Genomic DNA, 16,015 nt, shown 5'->3' with positions numbered 1-16,015 from the left:
CCGGGGGGGGGGGGGCTACTTGTCGGCGGGCTGCTGGGCGGGGGTGGAGGAGGTGTCGGGGAGCACGAGGGAGCCCATCTCCTCGGCGGCGAGCTGGGCCTGGATGGCGGGGGTATCGGCGTCGGCTTCTGCCGAACCCACGCCCGCTCCCGCAGCACCTGCACGCGCGGCGGCACCCGCCGCGGCGCCCTCGGCGTGTGCCTCCTCGAGGGCGGACTTGGCCCGGAGGGGGGTGGCCTTGAGGAAGAAGCTCAGCACGAAGGCGACGGCCACGACGCACAGGCACACCCAGAACACGGTGGAGGTGGCGTTCGCCCAGGCGTCGACGAAGGGCAGGGTGAGGCGGGAGTCGGCGCCGACGAGGAAGGAGGTGTCTCCGCTCAGGGCGTCGCCGATCGAGGCGGGGTTGCTCTGCGCATCCGTCAGGATCTTGAGGATCGCCGCGTTCGCCGGGTCGGACTGAACCGCCGGGTCGGTCGCTGCGGCCTGGGCCCCGGCGAGGATCGTCGGGTTGGTGAACGCTGCCGGCAGGGTCTGCCCGAGGCGCGAGAACAGCACCGAGAACACCACGGCCGTGCCGAGGGTTCCGCCGATGGAGCGGAAGAAGGTCGCCGCCGAGGTCGCCACACCGATGTCACGGGGGCCGACCGAGTTCTGCGACGCGATGGTGAGGGTCTGCATGAGCTGGCCGAGGCCGAGGCCCACCACGAGCATCCCGATCAGCACGTACCAGATCGGCTTGTCGGCCGAGAGGAAGGTGAGGTAGAAGAACGCGGCGACGAGGAGACCGGTGCCGAGGATGGGGAACATCTTGTAGCGACCGGTGCGCGAGATGAGCTGGCCCGAGACGATCGAGGAGATCATGAGGCCGAGCACCATCGGGATCATCATGAGGCCGGCCTCGGTGGGCGTGGCGCCGGCGGCGATCTGCAGGTAGTTCGGCAGGGTCATCATGGCGCCGAACATGCCGAAGCCGACGAGCACGCCGAGCACGGTCGCCATCGAGAAGGTCGACGAGCGGAAGAGCTTCAGCGGGATGATCGCGTCGTCGCCCATGCGGCGCTCGACGACGAGGAAGAGGATGAGGCCGAGCGGGGCGATGACGTAGCAGGCGATGGCGCCGAGCGAGCCCCAGCCCCACTCGCGGCCCTGTTCGGCAACGAGCAGGATGGGCACGACCGTCAGCACGATCGCCGCGACACCCCACCAGTCGATGCGCACCGCGCGCTTGGTGTGCGGGATGTGCAGGAACATCAGCACGATCACCATCGCGATGGCACCGATGGGGAGGTTGAGCAGGAAGATCCAGCGCCAGCCGGTGATGCCGAGGATCTCAGGGGCGCCGGAGAGGAGCCCGCCGAGCAGGGGGCCGATGACGCTCGAGATGCCGAAGGTGGCGAGGAAGTAGCCCTGGTACTTGGCGCGCTCGCGCGGGGCGAGGATGTCGCCCATCACGGTGAGGGCGAGCGACATGAGGCCACCGGCGCCGAGGCCCTGGATGGCACGGAAGATGGCGAGCTCGTACATGTTGGTCGCGATGCCGGCGAGGAGCGAGCCGACCAGGAAGATCGCGATGGCGATGATGTAGAGCGGGCGGCGGCCGAAGATGTCGGAGAGCTTGCCATAGAGCGGGGTGGAGATGGTCGACAGGATGAGGTAGCCGGTCGTCACCCAGGCCTGCAGGCTGATGCCGTCGAGGTCGTCGCCGATCGTGCGCATCGAGGTGCCGACGATGGTCTGGTCGAGCGAGGCGAGGAACATGCCCGCCATGAGCCCGAAGATGATGAACAGGATCTGACGGTGGGTCATCTTGCCGCCCGACTCGCGGAAGCCCTGCTCCCGGGCTTCGGCCGCTTGGGCCCGGCGGCTGGTTGACGACGTGGTGCGAGACATGGCGATCCTCGGGACGAGACGGAGTGGGACGCAGGCGCGCCACGGTGAGGCGGAGGGCGCGCGCAGAACTTTGCGCAGACTGCAAAGTTACACCCGCTGCACGATAGTTGACAACTCGCAAATACCCCCCTGGCGCCGCGTGCCGTCTGACGACGGTGGGCCGGGGTCAGGCGCCGAAGAGTTTGCCGAAGAGGCCCTTGCGGCGGGGTTCCCAGCCGGCGGCCTCGAGGGTGTCGATGACGGGCTGCTTGATCTCGTCGGTGTCGAAGGTGTAGCCGTACGTCTGGCCGACGTGGTCGCCCTGCCGGTCGGTGACCTTGGCGAGGATGGCCGCACCGAGGTTGAACGAGTACGACTTCTTGTGCCCGCGAAAAGTGGAACGCTCGTACGACAGCCCGATGCCGTCGCCGCCGGCCGACAGTCCGCTTCGCTCGACGGTCTCCCGTTCGTCGAACGAGAAGGTGCCGTTCGCCTCGTCGAGCAGCACCCAGAGGGTGTAGTCGGCGTCGATCGACTGGGCACCGAGCACGGCTGCCCACTTCTGGTTCGCGTAGTTCCAGCGCCCGACGACCCCCGCATCCGTCGGCTCGAAGACGAACGGCAGCTCGTCGTCGTTGAGTGCGAGGATGCTCGCCTGGGCCTCGTGGAACGTCGTCGCCATACCGCGGGCCCTGCTCAGGCCGTCGCGACGGTGTCGGTGGTGGCGGCGCTGTCTTGGATGGCGCGCACCTCGCCCCACAGCTCCTGCGCCTGAGCGCCCGTCGTGGTGGCGGTGATCTGCACCAGGTCGGCGGCGGAGCCGTGGTCGACGATGGCGATGCGCACCGCCTGCATGAGCACGCCGACGCGCGGGTCGGGGTAGCTGAACTCGATGCGGAAGCCCGGGCGACCGAGCACCTTGGTCTGCTCGCGGCCGAGCTCTGCGACACCGTCGATCTCCTCGACGCGGCGCACGACCGCCTCGATGGCGGTCTCGAGCGAGTAGCCCGCCCCGAAGCGGGATACGGCGACCACGACGTTCGGCCGGAACTGACCCTGCTCGACCGTCTTGCCGGCAGCGAGCACGGCGCCGGAGACGGAGAGGGCCTTCCAGTCGTCGGGAAGCTGCAGTTCGATGGGGGCGAAAGCGGGCGCGGCCTCGCTCGGGAAGGAAAGCGTGTGCGTCATGATGTGGCCTTTCTAACAGGATGCTGACGAAGCTGACGAGGAATCGGTGGGGATTCGCAGGGGGCCGGCGAGGAGGTACATCACCAGGGCCAGACCTGCTCGAGACCTTCGACGAACTGGCGCGGGCTGAACGAGAAGTCCATCGAGACGCTGCCGCCGACACCGAGGGCTGCTCCCGCGTCGAGGGAGAAACTGACCTCGTCGTAGGTGAGCTGCACGTCGGCCTCGGCCTTGGCGCCGACACCGGCCCAGACCTCGCCGCCGACGCCGACCCCGACGCCGCCGACCGAGAGGTCGACGTCGCCGCCTGCGCGGGCACCGGCGAAGCCGTCGATACCCGCGTTCACACCGACGCCGTTCGGGCCGATCGTTCCGCCGACCTCGGCGTCGACCTCGGCGCCCGCCATGGCATGCCCCTCGGCGCCGACACTGGCCATGCCGGTGTCGAGCGAGCCCGAGGCGTTCACCTCGGCGCCCACCAGGCCCTCGGCCGAGGCCGAGGCGTGGGCGTTGCCGCTCTCGTCGATGCCGGCTCCCGCGTCAGCGAGTCCCTCGACGCCGATGTAGCCGTCGATCGAACCCTCGCCCGAGATGTGGCCGGCCTCGAACCCGCCGTTCAGCTCGCCCCCCGCGCCCCATTGCCAGCCGGTCTCGGCGGTGTGCTCGACCGAGCCGTTCGGCCCGTAGACCGTCTCGGCGTTGCCGAAGCCCACCCCGCCGTAGAGCCCGCCGGAGATGTCGCCCCAGGCGTAGTCGCCGAGGCCGCCCCCGCCCCCGCCGCCCGAGCCGCTGCCCGAGCTGCCGTTGCCGGTGCTGCCACCACCCGTGCCGCCGGCGCCCCCGCCGCCTCCGAACGCGCCGCCGTCGGTCGACGCGGTGTTCTGCTCCTCGGCGTTCTTCACCAGATCGGCGCTGCCGGTGCGCAGCGCCTGCGCTGCGGCCTTCAGCTGCGCCGAGTGGGTCGCGTTCCAGTCGGAGCGGAAGCTCGTCGCATCCGGCCCCTGCCAGGCCTGCGCCTGGTTGACGCTCGACGAGAGCGTCGAGTCGATCGTGCCGAGTCGTTCGGCAGCCGTATCGAACTGCTTCGCGAGCCGGCGGAGCTCGTCGACATCGGCTCCATAGAAACCACCAGCCATGACACCCTCTCAAGCGTGCGGGTCGGACAGAGAAGACCGGCGGGAGCCACCAGGGCTCCCGCCGGAGACGCACTAGGCGTTGGAGGTGGCCTCCTGGTCGGAGGCGTTCTTCGCCGCCTTGTTCGACGCGTCTTCGAGAGCGGCGATGACCTGCTTCAGCGCAGCGGTGTGGGTGGAGTTCCACTCGTTGCGGAAGTTCTCCGCGTCGGGGCCCGTCCACTGCACGCTCTGCAGGGCGCTGGTGAGCGTGGTGAGGATCTGCTGCACCTGCTGCGACTGCGTGTTCAGCTGCTTGCTGAGCGACCGGACCTGCTCGACATCAAGACCCCAAACGGCCATTGTTCTCTCCTTACTCTCCGCGGCCCGGACGATCCGGTTCCGCTACTTCCTGTGAGGATCACCTCACGAGAAAGACACTACGGACGGTTGTCGATTTCGGCGATGGGGAGAAGTCCCCATGAGGTGATCGACGGCGCGCGAGCGCCTGTGCAGGACTCGCCCGTCACTCATCGCGCGTCGCCACCTGCAGCTTGACGACGCGGCCGCCCTGCACGAAGAACCCCCGGCCAGGCGGCAGATCGGCGCGCTTGAAGCGGCCGAGCGAGGTGCCGAGCAGCGAGTCCCCGTCGAGCTCTCCCGGCACCAGCAGCAGCCCGCGCTTCGAGTTCTTGAACGGCCCCGCGAGCGTCCACGCCGCCGACCAGGTCGACGACTCGCTCTCGCCCACCACCAACACCTCGTCGCGCAGCGCCCGCTTCACGAGGCGGTCGACGTCGTTCTCGGCGGGGGAGCCGTTCAGCTCCCCGACGTTCTCGACGAAGACCGCGAACTGCGTCGGCCGCAGCGTCTCGGCGTCGAGCTGCCCGATCATGTCGTCCGCGAAGGCGGCGATCTGGGCCGGGTCGTTCAACGACAGCGACCACAGCGGCAGGGTCGTGAGGTTCGTCTTGCGCGGCGACAGGTGCACCAGACGGATGCTCGGGTCGGCCCGCCGCAGAGCCGTCGCCATGGCTGCCAGGGCCGTCGAGCGCCCGCTGCCGGCCGATCCGGCGACGAGCAGCGCTCCGCGCGGCTCGAAGCCGAACGGCTCGAGTGTGTCGTCGCGCACGCCCAGCACGGGCTTGCCGCCGACGGTGGTGGCCGGCAGCGTGCTGAGCGGGATGGCGTCGCCGAGCGTGAGCACGGGCCGCGCGGGCGCCACGCCCTGACGAGCCATCGCCTCGGCGAGCTTCGCGATCTCGCGCGACTGCACGGCGACGTTGGAGTCGCCGCCGAGCACCGCGAGCTGCACCTCGTCGCCTTCGAGCACCCCCCGGCCGGGAGGCGACGCGGCGCTCAGTGTGTCTTTAGGTGCGCCGAGAAGCGAGTAGTCGTCGTCGTTCGCCAGGCGCAGCACGAGCCGCTTCTGCACGGTCGAGCCGAGCGAGGCCGGCACCGAGTTGGGCCGGTCGCCGGCGATGACGATGTGCACGCCCACCTGGCGCCCGTCGGTGGCGATCTGCGAGAAGGTGGTGAACCAGGCGGAGTGCCCGCCGAACTCGTACTGGTCGCGGAACGCCCCGATGCCGTCGACGAGCACCAGGATGCGCGGCTCCGCGGGCGCACCCGCGATGCGCCGGTACTCGCCGATGCTGCCGGCGTTCACGGCCGAGTACCGCAGCGACCTGTCGTCGACGAGGTCGCGCAGCATCCGGAGCAGGCGGATGACCCGCTCCTCGTCGTCACCCGAGATGATGGCGCCGACGTGAGGCAGCTGCTCGAGCATGCTGAGGCCGCTCGACCCGAAGTCGAGGCCGTAGACGTGCACCGGGCCGCCGCGTGGGGTGACCGCTGCCGCGACCGCGATCATGCGGAGCGTGGCGCTCTTGCCCGAACCACCGGTGCCGTAGACGGCCATGTTGCCGTCGCGGTCGGGTTCGTAGAACACCGTCGGCTGGCTCTGGTTCGCCGGGTCGTCGATGACGCCGAGCAGCAGGCGCTCGTCGGTGCGCGGGTTCGGCAGCAGTGAGAAGTCGTACACGGCGGCGAGCTCGTCGAGCCAGGGTTTCCGCGGTGCGGGGATCTCGGCCATCTTCGCGGCGGTGCGGATGCTCGACACCAGCCGTGCGATGTCGTTCGGGCCGGGGTCGGCGAGCACGGGCGCCTCCTCCTGCGGGATGTCCCAGGTGGAGCCCGAGCCGAAGCCCATCTCGACCAGGTCGATGCGGGGGCGGGGGATCTCGTTCGTGGTCCAGCCGCCGGCGTAGCCCGTCTGGAACGCGGCGATGCGGCCCGGCCCGGTCTTCGCGGCGCCGCGGCCCGGGATGCTCTGGTCGAAGTAGGCGGCCATCGGATCGCCCAGGATGTCGCTGGAATCGTCGGCGTCGGCCATCCGGAGCGCGATGCGCAGATTGGTGTTGGCCCTGAGGTTGTCTTTGATGACACCGGCGGGGCGCTGCGTGGCGAGGATGAGGTGGAGGCCGAGCGAGCGGCCGCGCTGGGCGACGTCGACGACGCCGTCGACGAACTCCGGCACCTCCTGCACGAGCGCCGCGAACTCGTCGACGACGATGAGCAGGCTCGGCGGGGTGTCGGGGTCGCCGGTCTTCTCGAGCGAGACGAGGTCTTTGGCCTTCTTCCGGTTGAGCAGGTGCTCGCGGAAGCGCAGCTCGGCGCGGAGGCTGGTGAGCGCGCGACGCACGAGGTGCGGTGAGAGGTCGGTGACGAGGCCGACGGTGTGCGGGAGGCCGACGCAGTCGGCGAAGGCCGCACCGCCCTTGTAGTCGACGAAGAGGAAGGTGGCACGGTCGGGGCTGTGCGCCGCCGCCATGCCGAGCACCCACGACTGGAGGAACTCCGATTTTCCGGCACCGGTCGTTCCGCCGACGAGCGCGTGCGGGCCCTGGCTCCGGATGTCGAGGTGGAACGGCTCCGTTCCCGAGTGCCCGACCAGAGCGCGGAGCGACCCCTCCTTCTTGCGCCGCACGGGCGGAGAGCCGTCGCGCACGGCGATCGAGTTGCTCTCGCGCCAGCGGTCGATGACGGCCTCCGGCACCTCGGCGAGCTCCGTGCCGACGAGGGAGAGGTAGGAGACCGAGCGCGGCAGGTCGGAGTCGTCGTCGATCGGCGCGCCCACGTCGACCACCGGTGAGAGACGCCTGGCGAGCCGGGTGGCGGTGTCGGCGTCGACCGTCTCGGCGTCGAGCGGGAAGGTGTGCTCGCCGAGCCGCACCTGCCCCGCGGTGGCCGCCTGGGCGGTGGTGCCGCCGTCGAGGCTCACGAAGCTGCGGCAGGCGGCGGGCAGGTCGCCGATGGAGGGTGCCGTCCAGATGACGTGCACGTTCGCATCCGCTCCCCGCTCGACGATGCGGGTGAGGCGGCCGCGGTCGGCGGGGGCGTCGTTCTCGATGACGAGCAGCACGGCGGGGGTGATGGGGCGCGGAAGCTCCTCGCGGTCGCCGTCGCTCGAGCTGCCGGCCGGGCCCTGGGGCTCCATCGGCCCGCGCGGGCGGGGCGCGCCCGCGGTGCGCTCGTCGATGAGCTCCTCGATGCGGGAGAGCAGGGCGGCGCCGCTGCCCGGGTTGTCGGCAAGGTGGTCGCCCGCGAGCGGGCTGTGCGGCGAGCTGGTGTGGGGCAGCCATTCGAGCCACTCCCAGGTGCCCCGTGAGGAGGGGGAGGCGAGACCGGTGACGACGAGCTCGGAGGGGGAGTGCAGCGCGATGAGCTGTGTCACGAGGGCGCGGGCGACCCCGGCGCGTTCGGCGGCCGGCCCGGCCACACCGAGCGCGCCGGAGCGCCGAAGCTCCACCACGATCGGCACGCCGTCGATGCGGCTGAACCGCTCGGCCGTCTCGAGCACCTGCGCGTAGTACTCGGGCAGCGCATCGTTCTCGTTCGGGGTCGACACGCGGTCGCGGCTGAACGCCGTTCCGATGCCCAGGCGCGCGGTGAGGAAGGCCGGATGCTCGGGCCGGTGGGTCCACATCAGTGGGCCGAGGCGCTCCACGGCGTCGATCGTCGCCGCCACCGCGGGCGCCTCGGTGACGCGCACGGCGCGCTGCACCCGCTGCCGCTCGTGCATGGCGGCGACGAAGGCGTCGAGCGAGGCGTTGAACTGCGTGATCGCGTCGCGGAGCTGCCGCCTGGTCTGCAGCTTGTGATCGGCCCAGGTGCCGATCATGATGAGCGGGCTCAGCGCGATGAAGATGAGGCTGAGCGGAGAGCCCGTGGCGAGGAAGAGGATGGGGCCCATGAGCAGCGGCGCGATGAGGGCGACGACCGGGAAGCGGATGGCTTGCGGCTGCTTCGGCGGGGTGGGCGCGGGGTACTCGTCGCCGGGGTAGCGGGCGACGACGCGGGGGGAGCGGTTGAACTCGATGACCGGGGTCGACGGTGCTGCTGCACCGCCGAGGCGCTGCAACGGCACGACGCTGATGGCGGTGTCGCCGAGCACGACGACATCGGCGGAGGAGAGCGTGGTGCGCGAGATCTGCTCGCCGCCCATGAGCAGGCCGTTCGCCGACCTCAAGTCGATGATCTCGACCTGCTCGCCGATGTTCACCCGGGCGTGGCGCTTCGAGACCAGGCCGTCGCTGAGGCGCACGTCGATGCCGCGCTCACGCCCGATGTAGCTGGAGCCGAAGGGGAGCGGGAACTCGGCCCCCGCATCCGGACCGCTCAGCACCCGGAGGGTCGCCGCGGCCGGGCCACCGCGGCCCGGGGCGGCGAAGCCGTCGCTGAAGGTGGTGAGCTCGAGGGTCGCGCCCGAGCGCACACCCGCGTCGAGGAGGTTCGAGGCGGGGTCGATGACGCGCTGGTCGCCCCCGAAGTCGGCGATCTTCAGCGTGAGGCCGGCGGGAGGGGGCGGAGCGGGCTGGGTCTGCCCGCCGCTCGCGGCGCCCGGGCGCTGGGGGTCGGCTGCGTGGATGGCGCGGGCGATGTCGCCGACGCTGGCTGTGGCGTCGGCGGTGATCTGGAGCTTGCTGGTGCTGCCGCCGGGGCGGACGAGGCTGGCTTTGATGCGCATCCGGTGCGGTTACCTGTCTGGGAGGGGCTCGTGGGTCGGCGGGAGGGGCGTCCGGCTGGGCCGGGGCGGCCGGGGGCTGGGGCGGGCGGGGCTGGGGCAGGCGGAGTCGTCGGCGGCTAGTCGGCCTCGTCGTGGGGTTGGTCGAGCAGGGGGAGGTCGGCCTTCGTGACCAGGCGGGAGAGCACGGCGTACTCGACCAGGCGCGCCCGGCGGTTGGTCGCGAGCGCGCCGACCCCGCCGCGCAGGCCCTCGACACCGCTGCGGCTGAGCTTGTCGCAGACGTTGTCGAGCTTGCGGTTGAAGCGGCTGAGCGCCCAGCCGAGCCTCTCGGCGGCGGCTTGCGAGGAGGGGATCTCGCTCGTGCCGGTGCCTTCGCGGCGCAGCATCGTCTCGGCGAGGGCCAGGATGAGCAGCTTCTGCGAGGCGGTGAAGGTGACGGCCCCGACAGTGGTGGCGCCAGACGCATCGGGCACCGGGGTGAGGTCGACGAAGGTGGGCGCCGAGGTGTGCACGGTGAACTCGTAGCTGGTGGGGCCCGCGGTGAAGACCACGGTGGTGAGGCCGAAGACGATAGGCATGCGCGCGCCGGGGGCGAGCCAGGCCTGCATGGTGCGCGAGGCGTCGGAGACCGTCGCGCTCAGCCGTGACCCCACGTTCGACAGCCACCACATGCCGTCGACGTTGGCGATCTGCAGGAAGCGGCGGTGCAGGTACTGGTTGTCGTCGATGTCGAGGTCGGCCTCGCGCCCGATCTCGAACGGCCTCGCGGGGTCGAGGGTGAACCACTCGCCGCAGAACTCGACGCTCGCGGTGGAACCGGGGGCCGGGGTGGTCGCCGAGAGGCCGGATGCGGGGGCCGGGGTGGGCGCGGCGGGCGCCTTGGTCTTCGGCTGGCTGTCGGTCATGGTGCGCACGTCCTCGTGGGGTCTGAGCTCTTGCCGTCGGCGCGCACGATGCTCACTTCGACGCAGACCGACCCGCCGTTCGACACGGGAAGCGTGAGGGTCGGCGACTCGGTGCGCTCGGCCTGCCCGGTCTCGGTGGAGGTGTACGTCGACCAGATGAACTCGTCGCCGTCGCGCGGGTCGGGGTTGCTCCAGCTGAAGGTGACGCTCGAGCCGTCGTCGGTGACCACGCCGGCGAGGTCGGCGGGGGCGGGGACAGCCGCATCGACCCCGATCTCGTCGACGGGGGCGCTCGTCTCGGTGACGCTCTGCTGCGCGGGCGACTCCGACCCGGCGTTGAGGGCGAAGACGAGCCCGCCGATGCCCGCGAGAACGACGACCGCCGCTGCCGCGACGACGTAGGGGAGAGCGCGGCGCTTCGGCGCGGCTTCGGCGTCGGGCCGGGCCGGGGCGGCGGGGCGGTGGAGGGTCTGCTCGAGGGGGAAGTCGTCGGCGGCCGTGGAAGTGCGGCCCGCGCCGGCGCCCTCGCCCGAACTCGATGGAGCGCCGCCCGAACTCGATGGGGCGCCGCGCGGACTCGGAGGAGTGCTGGGGGAGGGCGGGGCGAGGAGATCGTCGCGGAGTTGGGTGCGGCCGGTGGTGTCGTCGGCGGGAGAGACAGTGGGGGTTCGAGGCCCGACCGGGCCGGATGCGGGGGAGCGGCCGGCAGACGAGGGCCCTCGCCCCGGAGTGGTCGCCGGGGCGGGACCGGTGGGGTCGATGGTGACGATGCCGCGGATGCGGGTGTTGCCGTCGTCCTCCTCGTCGATCTCGTCGGTGGGCACGTGCTCGTCGAGCACGTCGGTGGGCGTCACCGACATGCTGAGCTCGAGTTGCACCTTCTGCAGGGCGCGGGCGAACTCGAGCGCCGTCGAATACCTGTCGGACTCGTTCTTCGCCATCGCCGTGGCGAGCACCTGCTCGAGCGAGGCCGGCACGTCGGCGCGGCCGGTCGGGGCGAGGCGGGCGGTCTGGATGCGCCCGATGAGGTCGAGCCCGCTGTTCGCCCCGCCCTGTACCTCGAACGGCGAGCGGCCGGCGAGGATCGTGTAGACGGTCGCGCCGAGCGAGTAGATGTCGGCGGCGGCACCGGAGGACGGGGTCGCGGCGAACACCTCGGGCGGCGACCACGGGATCGACATGCCCACCGACTCCAGCTCGTCGCCGCCGACCAGAGCGACCGAGATGCCGAAGTCGGTGAGGGCGGGACGGTTGTATTCCGTCACGAGAATATTGGCGGGCTTGATGTCGCGGTGCAGGATGCCGGCGCGGTGCGAGGTCTCCACGGCACCCGCCACCTGCACGCCGATGCGGAGTGCCTCGGCGACACTGATCTTCTCACGCCGGTACCGCGCGCCGAGGTTCGGCTTCGGGCAGTACTCCATGGCGAGGTACGGCCTGCCGTCTTCGGAGATGTCGGCCTGGTAGATCGTCACGATCGACGGATGCGTCGACAGCTGCGCCATGAGGTTCGCCTCGGCGTCGAAGCTCTCCCGCGCCCCGTCGGTGAGCGCCTCCCGCAGCAGCACCTTGATGGCGACACGACGTCGCGGCATCCGCTGTTCGTAGAGGAAGACGTCGGCGAAGCCGCCCGAGCCGAGCAGCTGCAGGTAGCTGAACCCCGGGATCTCGGGTGGAGCCGAGGGCGGCCGGCGGGCGTTCACGGGATCTCCTCGAACGAGACGGTGACGCCGTCGCCCAGGTCGACCAGGTCGCCGTCGAGCACCAGCACGGGTTCGTTCGGGCCGAGCCGCAGCGGCGGGGTGCCGGTGCGGTGCAGCACGGAGCCGTTGGTGGTGTCGAGGTCGACCACGAGCACGTGCCTGCCCTCGAGGCGGATCTCGAGGTGATTGCGCGAGATGTCCTGCTCGGGGCTCGGCACGGTGACGAGCACGGGCACCTGGTCGGCCTGCACGCGGTTCGCGCGCGGCCGGCGCCCGATGATGATGCCGCGGTCGAGCGCGTGCGTCTCGCCGGTGGAGAGCACGACCCGGCCGAGGGCGCCGGTGGCGGGCTGCGGTGCCTCGGAAGAGTTGGCCGCGTCGAGGCGGCGCATGGCCTCGAGTTCGGAGACGGTGACGGTGAGGCCGTCGTGGTCGTCGTCGATGCCCGAGGGGTGAGCGGGTGCGGCGGGCGCCGCCGTCGGCGCCGAGGGTGCGGGCGCGGCGGGTGGGACGGTGTGGGCGTCGAAACCCGCGCTCCCGGATGCGGCACCCACGTTCCCGAAATCGGGGATGCCGGAGATGAGCCCGCCGGCGGTCGGGGTGACCGGTGCCGCGGTGGTGGGGTTCGCGGTGGTGGGTGGGGCGAAGGAGTCGGGGGTGGGGCGCGCGCTCTCGGAGGTCTGCGCCGGCGTGGGGGCCGGGGCGGCGGAGGCCGGCGCAGAGCTCGCGGCTGCGGCCGGGCCGCCGGGGGAGGCCGAGTCGCTCGGGGCGTCGTCGGACTCGTCGTCGTCGAGCTCGCGCACGGCGGCCTGCTCGACCGACTTCACGACGGTCGCGCCCCAGAGGTGGTCGTAGGCGTCGTCGGGGAGCTCGCTCCGCGTGCTCTCCAGCTCGTCGTCGAGGGCGGCCGTGGCGGGAGCCGCGATGGTGCGCTCCGCGTCATCGGTGGGCGCGGTGGAACCGCCGGTCTCGGTGGAAGCGGAAGAAGCGCCGGACGCGGTGGGCGGGGGGTCGGCGATCTCGGACCCTCCGGTCGACGCCTCGGCAGGCTCCTCTATCGGCTCCTCGGCGGGCACCTCCTCCGGCAGCAGCGTCGTCTCAGGGATCTCCGTCGGTGCGGGCGCCTGAGGCTCAGCCGGTCCCGTGGCGGCGGCCGGTGCGGATGCCGCGGATTCTGCAGTTCCGGTGGCAGCGGTCTGGGTGCCCGGCGTGCTCGCGGGCTCAGCCTCCACCGGTGCGGATGATCCGGCGTCGACCACGCTCGCGGCGGGGGCGGGCACCTCGATGGTCGGTGCGGCCAGGTCGACCTCGACCGACGAGCTCAGCACCACTCCGCTGGCGATGCGCAGCCGAGCATCCGTGTCGGCACCGCCGGAGGCGCTGCCGCCCGTGGCCGACCGCACGACGAGCCGCTCGGCGGCGGGCACGACGCGCTCGCTCCAGGTGGTGACGTCGGCGCCCGAGACGGAGTAGCCCTCGACGGCACCGGCCTCGACCACGTCGATCGCGAGCTCGCCGCGCACGGCGAGGCGCACCTCGGATCCGTCGACGGTCGCGACAGCGAACGGGGGGATGGCTCGCAGGCTCGTGCCGAAGGCTCCGGTGAGCGACTCGAGCACGGCGCCGAGGCCGAGCCCCTCCGACAGTGAGACCCAGAGACGCTCGAGCATCTCGGCGCTCACGCCGGCGGGCAGCACCGCGACGCCGGCGGGGGCCACGATGGCGTGCCAGGTGCCCGGGGTGTAGTGGAATGCGGTCATCTCAGTTCCTCCCGAAGGCCCCGGCGCGGCCGCGCGGGATGGTGTCCTCGTCGTGCGAGGAGCCGCGCGGTCCCTCATCGTCCCCGTCGAAGGGCCGGCCGGAGTCGTTCGTGCTCCACGCATCGACGACGACGGCGGTCAGGTTGTCGCGCCCGCCGTGCAGCAGACCCTCGTGCACCAGGCGCACCGCGGCCTCCTGGGCGACGGGCTCCTCGCGCAGCACGCGGGCGATGACCTCGTCGTCGAGTTCGCTCGAGACCCCGTCGCTGCACACCAGCATCCGGTCGCCCGGTTCCATCGGCACCAGCCAGTAGTCGGCCTCCGACAGCCCGCCGCCACCGAGGGCGCGGGTGATCACATTGCGCCCTGGGTGGTTCGCGGCGGCGGCGCGGTCGAGCTCTCCGTCGTCCATGAGCTCCTGCACGACGGAATGGTCGACGCTGATCTGCTCGAGCGATCCGTCGCTGAAGCGGTAGGTGCGGGAGTCGCCGAGGTTGAACACCAGCCAGTACGCCTGCCCGTCGTTCTCGGCGACGGCCACGCCCGACACCGTGGTGCCGGCGCGGCGGCTGCCGCTGTGGGCGAGCCTGCCGATGGCGGCCCTGGCGCGGTCGAAGGCGTCACGGATGTCGGCGGGCTCGAGCGACCCCGCCCCCGTGAGCGCCGCGAACGCCTCGACGGCGAGCGCGCTCGCCACCTCGCCGGCCTCGTGCCCGCCCATGCCGTCGGCCACCAGGAACACCGGGTCGGAGGCCAGCAGCGAGTCTTCATTGCCCCGTCGCCTCAGCCCCGTGTGCGTCGAGCTGCCCACGCCCAGCCGCAGCTCGTCGCGTCGCACCCCGCCGCCCGTGCCCGCCCCCGCGCGCACGTCGCCCGCGCCCGCACGGGGTCGCCTGCCGGCCGCGGCGCCCGTGTGGCCCGCGCCGGACCCCAACCCCGTCACAGCGCCCCCTCCACCGTGAAGTACCGCGTGCCCACCCGCACCCGGTCGCCGTTCTCGAGCGTGATGCGCTCGCCGGGTTCGAGCTGCAGCTCGGCACCGTCGGCGCGCACGATCGCCGAACCGTTTGTGGAGCCGCGATCGCTCACCCACACCCCGCCGGGCTCGACGTCGAACTCGAGGTGCGTCTTCGACACCGAGAGGGTGTCGCCGGTGAGGGCGATGAGGATGTCGCGGGGGTCGTTCGACGGCGACACCGGGTCGCGCCCGAGCACGCCGTGCCGGGTGACCGGCACCACGGCGCCGCTGTCGAGCCGGAAGGCCGTCACCCCCGCGGCGCGCGCCGACACCGGCGGCTGCGACAGCCGGGTGTGCTCCGCGTCGTCGTGCTCCGCATCGGCGGGGGCGTCGGATGCGGGGAAGGCTGCGGCGAGCTCGGCCGGGGTCACGACGGGCGCGGGTGCGAAGCCCGGTACGACGTCGATCGGCTCCGCCGGCGCCCCGGGCGGAGGGGGCGGCACGGGCGACCCCGCTCCGCCGCCCGGCGTGTAGCCCGGCGCCGCGTACTGCGGTACGGGTCCAGGGGCGGGCGGAGCGGGCGGCGGCGGCGCGACCGGCACCCCCGACGGCTCCGCGACCGGCGTGCCCGGCGCCGGAGCCGCATCCTGCCCACCCCGGCCGTACCCCGCATCCTGAGCAGCCTGCGACGACGCGTTCCCCGGCGTGAACGCCCGCCCGCCCCCGAACCCGGCCGGCTCGGGCTGCAGCTCGGCAGCGCGCGGGGAGGCGTCGAGCACGAGCTGCCCGGGAGCCGCCTTGAGCGGGTTCGGCCCCGCCTTCACGTCGATCACCCAGGTGCGGGCGAGCCGGTCGTGCCAGCCGCGCCCGATCTTCTCGGAGTCCCAGAGCGGCGAGAGGTACACGACGTACTGGCCGATGAAGAACACCAGCGAGGCGGCGGCGACGAACACGTCGCGCAGCAGCATCCAGCCGAGACCGGGCCGACCGAGGCTGCCCACGTTCACGATGCGGAGGCCGAGCGCGAGCTTGCCCACGGAGAAGCCGAGGAACGACTGCATCAGCAGCTTCGCCAGCGGGTAGACCAGCGCGGGAACGATCAGCAGCACGGCGCTCAGCCCGCTCACCCCGATGCGGGTCTCGTCGGTCTGCACCTCGATCACCCCGAGGGCGATGAGCGGCATGGTGACCAGCAGCCAGAACGCGAGCCCGACCGCGCCGTCGAGGAGGAATGCCACGACCCGGCGGCCGTAGTTCGCCGGGAACAGGTCGCCGCGGCGGATGGGCGGTGCCGCGGGCGTCGGCTGCCACCCGTCGATGGGTCGCCCGTCGGCGCCCACCGTGGCGGGCGCCCCGGCGAGCGACTGCGCCCCGAGCGCCGAGGTCTGGCTGCGCGACGACACCGGGGTGCCGCACACCAGGCAGAACTGCGCGCTGCGGGGAACCGCAGACCCGCACTGGGCACAGGGGAAGGATGCGTCGGTCATC

Annotated in this window: 11 protein-coding genes; all 11 read right to left on the bottom strand. The window is 72.2% G+C overall.

Translation table 11 applies throughout. The features are described 5' to 3' along the window. Positions 1-15: 15 nt before the first annotated feature. The 11 genes from ABFY20_RS19150 to ABFY20_RS19100 all read right to left on the bottom strand — a co-directional run bounded on the left by ABFY20_RS19150 (position 16) and on the right by ABFY20_RS19100 (position 16,014). The gene (locus ABFY20_RS19150) at positions 16-1,809 is read right to left on the bottom strand and encodes an MDR family MFS transporter (RefSeq protein WP_368499830.1); all 1,794 of its coding nucleotides are present in this window, start codon (positions 1,807-1,809) and stop codon (positions 16-18) included. 250 nt (positions 1,810-2,059) lie between these two features. Next, the gene (locus ABFY20_RS19145; RefSeq protein WP_368497799.1) at positions 2,060-2,554 is read right to left on the bottom strand and encodes a hypothetical protein; all 495 of its coding nucleotides are present in this window, start codon (positions 2,552-2,554) and stop codon (positions 2,060-2,062) included. Positions 2,555-2,568: 14 nt separating this feature from the next. After that, positions 2,569-3,060, bottom strand: a complete 492-nt coding sequence (locus ABFY20_RS19140) for an LpqN/LpqT family lipoprotein (RefSeq protein WP_368497798.1) — start codon at positions 3,058-3,060, stop codon at positions 2,569-2,571. A gap of 80 nt (positions 3,061-3,140) precedes the next feature. Then, positions 3,141-4,196, bottom strand: a complete 1,056-nt coding sequence (locus tag ABFY20_RS19135) for a WXG100 family type VII secretion target (RefSeq protein WP_368497797.1) — start codon at positions 4,194-4,196, stop codon at positions 3,141-3,143. Positions 4,197-4,268: 72 nt separating this feature from the next. Then, complete coding sequence (locus tag ABFY20_RS19130) at positions 4,269-4,535, bottom strand: WXG100 family type VII secretion target (protein WP_368497796.1); 267 nt, start codon at positions 4,533-4,535, stop codon at positions 4,269-4,271. Positions 4,536-4,698: 163 nt separating this feature from the next. Next, complete coding sequence (locus ABFY20_RS19125) at positions 4,699-9,201, bottom strand: FtsK/SpoIIIE domain-containing protein (protein ID WP_368497795.1); 4,503 nt, start codon at positions 9,199-9,201, stop codon at positions 4,699-4,701. A gap of 116 nt (positions 9,202-9,317) precedes the next feature. Further along, a complete protein-coding gene (locus ABFY20_RS19120; RefSeq protein ID WP_368497794.1) occupies positions 9,318-10,106 on the bottom strand; it encodes a hypothetical protein in 789 nt (262 codons plus the stop codon). Next, on the bottom strand, positions 10,103-11,809 hold the full coding sequence (locus ABFY20_RS19115) for a serine/threonine-protein kinase (RefSeq protein ID WP_368497793.1): 1,707 nt from the start codon (positions 11,807-11,809) through the stop codon (positions 10,103-10,105). Before ABFY20_RS19115 ends, ABFY20_RS19120 begins: the two co-directional genes overlap by 4 nt. Continuing rightward, the gene (locus ABFY20_RS19110) at positions 11,806-13,569 is read right to left on the bottom strand and encodes an FHA domain-containing protein (protein WP_368497792.1); all 1,764 of its coding nucleotides are present in this window, start codon (positions 13,567-13,569) and stop codon (positions 11,806-11,808) included. The genes ABFY20_RS19115 and ABFY20_RS19110 overlap by 4 nt, the downstream gene beginning before the upstream one ends. 1 nt (position 13,570) lies before the next feature. Continuing rightward, positions 13,571-14,512, bottom strand: coding sequence for a PP2C family serine/threonine-protein phosphatase (locus ABFY20_RS19105; protein WP_368497791.1), 942 nt, complete (start codon positions 14,510-14,512; stop codon positions 13,571-13,573). Then, entirely contained in the window at positions 14,509-16,014 is a 1,506-nt protein-coding gene (locus ABFY20_RS19100; RefSeq protein WP_368497790.1) for an RDD family protein, read from the bottom strand. The genes ABFY20_RS19105 and ABFY20_RS19100 overlap by 4 nt, the downstream gene beginning before the upstream one ends. Position 16,015 lies beyond the last annotated feature (1 nt).

The sequence above is a fragment of the Herbiconiux sp. A18JL235 genome (genome assembly GCF_040939305.1).
GTDB lineage: Bacteria > Actinomycetota > Actinomycetes > Actinomycetales > Microbacteriaceae > Herbiconiux.
This window is presented reverse-complemented; position numbering and strand designations above follow the sequence as displayed.